Origin of the sequence: Pseudoroseomonas cervicalis ATCC 49957 (genome assembly GCF_000164635.1) — a bacterium.
Classification (GTDB): Bacteria; Pseudomonadota; Alphaproteobacteria; order Acetobacterales; family Acetobacteraceae; genus Pseudoroseomonas; species Pseudoroseomonas cervicalis.
The window spans coordinates 1,448,370-1,453,814 of record NZ_GG770777.1 but is presented as its reverse complement, the minus strand read 5'-3'; the positions used below and the strand labels follow the sequence as shown (position 1 = coordinate 1,453,814).

Sequence of the window (5,445 nt, the reverse complement as noted above, 5' to 3'; positions counted from 1 at the left end):
CGCGGAGGGGGCGTGCGCGGAGGGGGCGTGCGGGGCGGCCTGCGTCGGCGCGGCCGGGCGCGGGATGGGCGGCGTGGTCATGGGCGGGGCCTCCCCAGAAGGGCCGTGTTGCTGCCTGTGTCGCGCCGACCATAGCGCGGGACCGTCCACGGAAACTTGACGCGCATCAAGGACAATGCCGGCCGCTTCGGCTTCCTTCGCGCCGATCGCGCAAGCCGGGCCAGCCCGAGCCGCGCCCGCAGCGGGGCGGATTCCCCCAGGACGGAGACCAGACGATGCCAGAAGGAGGCCACGCCGCGCGCCTCGCCGCCGAGATCGGCAGTTTGCGGCAGGATAGCTATGTGGACGGGCCGATCCGCGCGATGGCCGTGGCCACCATGTTCTGGGGCATCGTCGGCTTCCTGGTCGGCGTGGTGGTGGCGGCGCAGCTCGCCTTCCCGCTGCTCAACCTGGACCTGGAATGGACCACCTTCGGCCGGCTGCGCCCGGTGCACACCAGCGCGGTGATCTTCGCCTTCGGCGGCAACGCGCTGCTCTGCACCAGCCTCTACGTGGTGCAGCGCACCTGCCGCGCCCGCCTGTTCGGCGGCAAGGAGATGGGCTGGTTCCTGTTCGCGGGCTACCAGTTCTTCATCGTCATGGCGGCGCTCGGCTACGTGCTCGGCGTGACGCAGGGCAAGGAGTATGCCGAGCCCGAATGGTATGTCGACCTGTGGCTGACGGTGGTGTGGGTGGCCTACCTGGTCGCCTTCGGCGGCACCATCATCAAGCGCGAGGAACCCCACATCTACGTGGCGAACTGGTTCTTCCTCGCCTTCATCATCACCGTCGCCATGCTGCACATCGGCAACAACATCGCGCTGCCGCTGTCGCTCGGCCACGCCAAGTCCTATGTCGCCGCCTCCGGCGTGCAGGATGCGATGATCCAGTGGTGGTACGGCCACAACGCGGTGGGCTTCTTCCTGACCGCCGGCTTCCTCGGCATCATGTACTACTTCATCCCGAAGCAGGCGGACCGGCCGGTCTATTCCTACCGGCTGTCGATCGTCCACTTCTGGTCGCTGATCTTCCTCTACATCTGGGCCGGCCCGCACCACCTGCACTACACCGCGCTGCCCGACTGGGCGCAGACGCTCGGCATGGTGTTCTCGGTCATGCTGTGGATGCCCTCCTGGGGCGGCATGATCAACGGCCTGATGACGCTCTCCGGCGCCTGGGACAAGCTGCGCACCGATCCGGGGCTGCGCTTCTCGGTCGCCGCCGTCGGCTTCTACGCCATGGCCACCTTCGAGGGGCCGGTGATGTCGGTGAAGGCGGTCAACGCCCTGTCGCACTACACCGACTGGACCATCGGCCACGTCCATTCCGGCGCGCTGGGCTGGAACGGCTTCATCACCTTCGGCGCGCTGTACTGGCTGGTGCCGCGGCTGTGGGGCAAGACCGAGCTGTATTCCAAGAAGCTGGCCGAGTGGCACTTCTGGATCGCGACGCTCGGCATCGTCCTCTACATCACCGCCATGTGGGTGTCGGGCATCATGCAGGGGCTGATGTGGCGCTCCTATGACGAGCTCGGCTTCCTCCAGTACTCCTTCGTGGAGACGGTGGCGGCGATGCACCCCTACTACGTCATCCGCATGCTGGGCGGTGTGCTCTACCTCAGCGGCGCCCTGCTGATGGCCTACAACCTCTGGCGCACGGTGCGCGGCGAGACGGCGCCGAAGGTCGCCGTCATCCGCGCCCATCCCGCCCCCGCCGAATAAGGAACTGAAAAAAATGTTCCGCCGCTTCAGCCACGCGCTGATCGAGAAGAACCTGATCCTGATGGGGGTTCTCACCCTCATCACGGTCTCCATCGGCGGCCTCGTGCAGATCGTGCCGCTCTTCGCCGTGGAGACCACGATCGAGCGGGTCGAGGGGGTGCGCCCCTACACCCCGCTCGAGCTGATGGGCCGCAACATCTATGTGCGCGAGGGCTGCTACACCTGCCACAGCCAGATGGTGCGCCCCTTCCGCGACGAGCTGGAACGCTACGGCCATTACAGCCTCGCCGCCGAGAGCATGTACGACCACCCCTTCCAGTGGGGCAGCAAGCGCACGGGGCCGGACCTGGCGCGCGTCGGCGGCCGCTACTCGGACGATTGGCACGCGGCGCATCTGCGCAGCCCGCGCGCCGTGGTGCCGGAGAGCGTGATGCCGCCCTACGCCTTCCTCGACCGGCCGCTCGACTACCGCGATGTCGAGTACCACCTGCGCGGGCTGCGCGCCGTGGGCGTGCCCTACACGGATGAGATGGTCGCCAATGCGCGGCTCGACCTCGAGACGCAGGCGAACCCCGAGATGGACAACACCGCCTTCGCCGCCCGCTATGCCCGCGCCCGCCAGGGGGCCTTCGACGGCAACCCGCGCGAGGTGACGGAGATGGACGCGCTGGTCGCCTATCTGCAGATGCTGGGCACGCTGGTGAAGTTCAGCGACGTCACGCCCGACCGCGTGCGGCAGCAGTGAGGGCGCGGCCATGGACCTGATCGCCCTCTATCCCCTGCTGAAGACCGCCTGGGTCGTGTGGTTCTTCGTGCTGTTCGGCTTCATCCTGATCTGGGTGCTGCGGCCGGGCAAGCGCCAGAGCTACGAGGCGCTGGCGTCGATCCCCCTGCGTGACGAGGCGCCGCGTCCGCGGCAGCCGGAACGGAGCATCTGACGATGCCGACCAAGATCGAGAAGGATGCCGTCAGCGGCCAGGACACCACCGGCCATGAATGGGACGGCATCAAGGAGCTGAACACGCCGCTGCCGAAATGGTGGCTCTACGTGTTCTACGCCACCATCGCCTTCTCCGCCGTGTGGGTGGTGCTCTATCCGGCGCTGCCGCTGCGCGGCGCGACGGGCCTGACCGGCTGGACCGCGCGCGGCGCGATCGAATCCGAGATGGCCGAGCATGCGCGCCAGCAGGGCCCGATGCTGGCCGGGCTGCGCCAGGCGACGCCGCAGCAGATCATGGCCGACCCCGAGATGCGCGGCTTCGCGCTCGCCGGCGGCCGTGTCGCCTTCGCCAACAACTGCGCCGGCTGCCATGGCGCGGGCGGGCAGGGCGCGCCGGGCGGCTTCCCGAGCCTGGCCGACGATGACTGGATCTGGGGCGGCAAGCTCGACGACATCCGCCTGACCATCCAGCACGGCATCCGCAACACGGAATCGGACGCCGCGCGCAGCTCGATGATGCCGCGCTTCCTGGCCGACGGGCTGCTGAAGCAGGCCCAGGTCAATGACGTGGCCGAGCATGTGCTCTCGCTCTCCGGCCGCGCCACCGACCAGGCGGCCGCCACCCGCGGCGCCGCGCTCTATGCCGAGAACTGCGCCAGCTGCCATGGCGACAAGGGCCTGGGCAACCGCGAGTTCGGCGCGCCCAACCTGGCCGACCAGGTGTGGCTCTATGGCGGCGACAAGGCCTCGGTGGTGCGCAGCATCGCCTATGCCCGCGCCGGCGTGATGCCCTCCTGGGGCGAGCGGCTGGACCCGGCGGTGATCAACATGCTCACCGTCTATGTCCATTCGCTCGGCGGCGGCGAGACGGAGTAAGCCAGGATGAGCCGGATCGATCCCAAGGGCGTGCAGCCGTCGGGGACGGAGGCGGGTTCGCTCTACGCCAGCCGCCAGAAGGTCTACCCGAAGGCGGTGCAGGGCCGGGTGCGCCGCGCCAAATGGGCGATCCTGGCTCTCTGCCTGACCCTCTACTACCTGGTCCCCTGGCTGCGCTGGGATCGCGGCCCGGGGATGCCCGGCCAGGCGGTGCTGGTGGACATCGCCAATGCCCGCATCTTCCTGTTCTGGATCGAGATCTGGCCGCAGGAGATCTATTTCCTCACCGGGCTGCTGGTGCTGGGCGCCATCGGCCTGTTCGCGGTGACCAGCCTGTTCGGCCGCGTCTGGTGCGGCTTCACCTGCCCGCAGACGGTCTGGACCGACCTGTTCATGTGGGTCGAGCGCCGCATCGAGGGCGACCGCAACGCGCGCATCAAGCTCGACGCGCAGCCCTGGGGCCGCGCCAAGCTGGCCCGCAAGGCGGCCAAGCACGCCGCCTGGCTGGTGATCGCGGCGGCGACGGGCGGCGCCTGGATCATGTATTTCCAGGACGCGCCGACCCTGCTGCGCGCGCTGTTCACCGGCGGCGCCAGCCTGGAGACCTATTTCTTCTTCGGCCTGTTCACCTTCACCACCTATCTGCTGGCCGGCTGGGCGCGCGAGCAGGTCTGCACCTATATGTGCCCCTGGCCGCGCTTCCAGGCGGCGATGCTCGACGAGAACTCCCTCGTCGTCACCTACCGCGCCTGGCGCGGCGAGCCGCGCGGCAAGGCCAAGGCCGAGGGGGTGGGCGATTGCGTCGATTGCCGCGCCTGCGTGCATGTCTGCCCGACCGGCATCGACATCCGCGACGGGCAGCAGCTCGAATGCATCGGCTGCGGCCTGTGCATCGACGCCTGCGACGACGTGATGGCGAAGCTGAACCGCCCGACCGGGCTGGTCGCCTTCGAGACGCTGGCCAACCTCGCCGCCAGCGACGCGGCGACGGCGGGCGTGGCCCCCGGCCCGGTGCGGCAGGTCTGCGGCATGAAGGCGCGCCGGCCGGTGCGCTTCTCCCGCCCGCGCACCTGGCTCTATGCCGGGGTGCTGGGCGCCGTGGCGCTGGTCATGCTGGGCGCCTTCCTGCTGCGCGAGACGGCGACGCTCGCCGTGCTGCGCGACCGCGCGCCGATCTATGTCCGCCTCTCCGATGGCGGCATCCGCAACGCCTACACGCTGAAGCTCGGCAACCGCACCCGGCCCGAGACGGCGCTGGCCCTGGTGCTGGACGCGCCGCAGGGCTTCCGCCTGGTGGTGCAGGAGGCCGAGACCGACGCGGAGGGGCGCCCCGTGCTGGCGCTGCACCGCGACGGCATCACCAGCTGGCGCGCCCTGGTCACCGCGCCGCCCGGCACCCGCCTGGCGGAGAGCACGCCCGTGCGCTTCCGCCTGCTGGATGCGGCCGGCCGCACCGTGCTCGACGAACGCAGCGTCTTCCTGGCGCCGAAATGAGGGGAGCGACCGTCATGAAGCCGAACACCATCTCCGCCGAGGCCGGTTTCGATCCGCGCCGTGGCCGCTGGATCCCCTGGGTCTTCGTGCTCGCCATGGGCATCGTCATCGCCGTCAACGGCGTGCTGATCTGGCAGGCGCTGACCACCTTCACCGGCGTCACCGTCGGCCAGTCCTATGATCGCGGCCTGGCCTACAACGACGTGCTGGCCGAGAGCGCGCGGCAGGAGGCGCTGGGCTGGCAGGCCGCGCTGCGGGTCGAGGGGCGGGTGCTGCGCGTCGCCATCGACGACCGCGACGGCCAGCCGGTGCCCGGCCTGCTGCGCGGCGCGCTGGAGCGGCCGCTGGAGGGTGGCGGCGTGCCGCTCGCCCTGG

At 69.8% G+C, this 5,445-nt stretch carries 6 protein-coding genes; all 6 read left to right on the top strand.

Annotated elements, in window-relative coordinates:
• Nucleotides 1-275: 275 nt before the first annotated feature.
• Nucleotides 276-1,760, top strand: a complete 1,485-nt coding sequence (gene ccoN / locus HMPREF0731_RS06305; protein WP_007003217.1) for a cytochrome-c oxidase, cbb3-type subunit I — start codon at nucleotides 276-278, stop codon at nucleotides 1,758-1,760.
• A gap of 13 nt (nucleotides 1,761-1,773) precedes the next feature.
• Nucleotides 1,774-2,505, top strand: coding sequence for a cytochrome-c oxidase, cbb3-type subunit II (ccoO, locus tag HMPREF0731_RS06300; protein ID WP_007003216.1), 732 nt, complete (start codon nucleotides 1,774-1,776; stop codon nucleotides 2,503-2,505).
• Nucleotides 2,506-2,515: 10 nt separating this feature from the next.
• Complete coding sequence (locus tag HMPREF0731_RS06295) at nucleotides 2,516-2,698, top strand: cbb3-type cytochrome oxidase subunit 3 (RefSeq protein ID WP_007003215.1); 183 nt, start codon at nucleotides 2,516-2,518, stop codon at nucleotides 2,696-2,698.
• Between the two features lie 2 nt (nucleotides 2,699-2,700).
• Nucleotides 2,701-3,576 carry a cytochrome-c oxidase, cbb3-type subunit III gene (gene ccoP, locus HMPREF0731_RS06290; RefSeq protein ID WP_007003214.1) on the top strand — a complete coding sequence of 292 codons (876 nt, stop codon included), beginning with the start codon at nucleotides 2,701-2,703 and terminating at the stop codon, nucleotides 3,574-3,576.
• 6 nt (nucleotides 3,577-3,582) lie between these two features.
• The gene (gene ccoG, locus HMPREF0731_RS06285; protein ID WP_007003213.1) at nucleotides 3,583-5,070 is read left to right on the top strand and encodes a cytochrome c oxidase accessory protein CcoG; all 1,488 of its coding nucleotides are present in this window, start codon (nucleotides 3,583-3,585) and stop codon (nucleotides 5,068-5,070) included.
• 14 nt (nucleotides 5,071-5,084) lie between these two features.
• On the top strand, nucleotides 5,085-5,445 hold a 361-nt coding region (locus tag HMPREF0731_RS06280; RefSeq protein ID WP_169312256.1), incomplete at its 3' end, for a FixH family protein.

What these genes read in the sequence shown, in the direction of transcription:
- ccoN (WP_007003217.1), top strand. Translation starts at nt 276, where the DNA reads ATGCCAGAAGGAGGCCACGCCGCGCGCCTCGCCGCCGAGATCGGCAGT.
- ccoP (WP_007003214.1), top strand. Translation starts at nt 2,701, where the DNA reads ATGCCGACCAAGATCGAGAAGGATGCCGTCAGCGGCCAGGACACCACC.
- ccoG (WP_007003213.1), top strand. Translation starts at nt 3,583, where the DNA reads ATGAGCCGGATCGATCCCAAGGGCGTGCAGCCGTCGGGGACGGAGGCG.
- HMPREF0731_RS06295 (WP_007003215.1), top strand. Translation starts at nt 2,516, where the DNA reads ATGGACCTGATCGCCCTCTATCCCCTGCTGAAGACCGCCTGGGTCGTG.
- ccoO (WP_007003216.1), top strand. Translation starts at nt 1,774, where the DNA reads ATGTTCCGCCGCTTCAGCCACGCGCTGATCGAGAAGAACCTGATCCTG.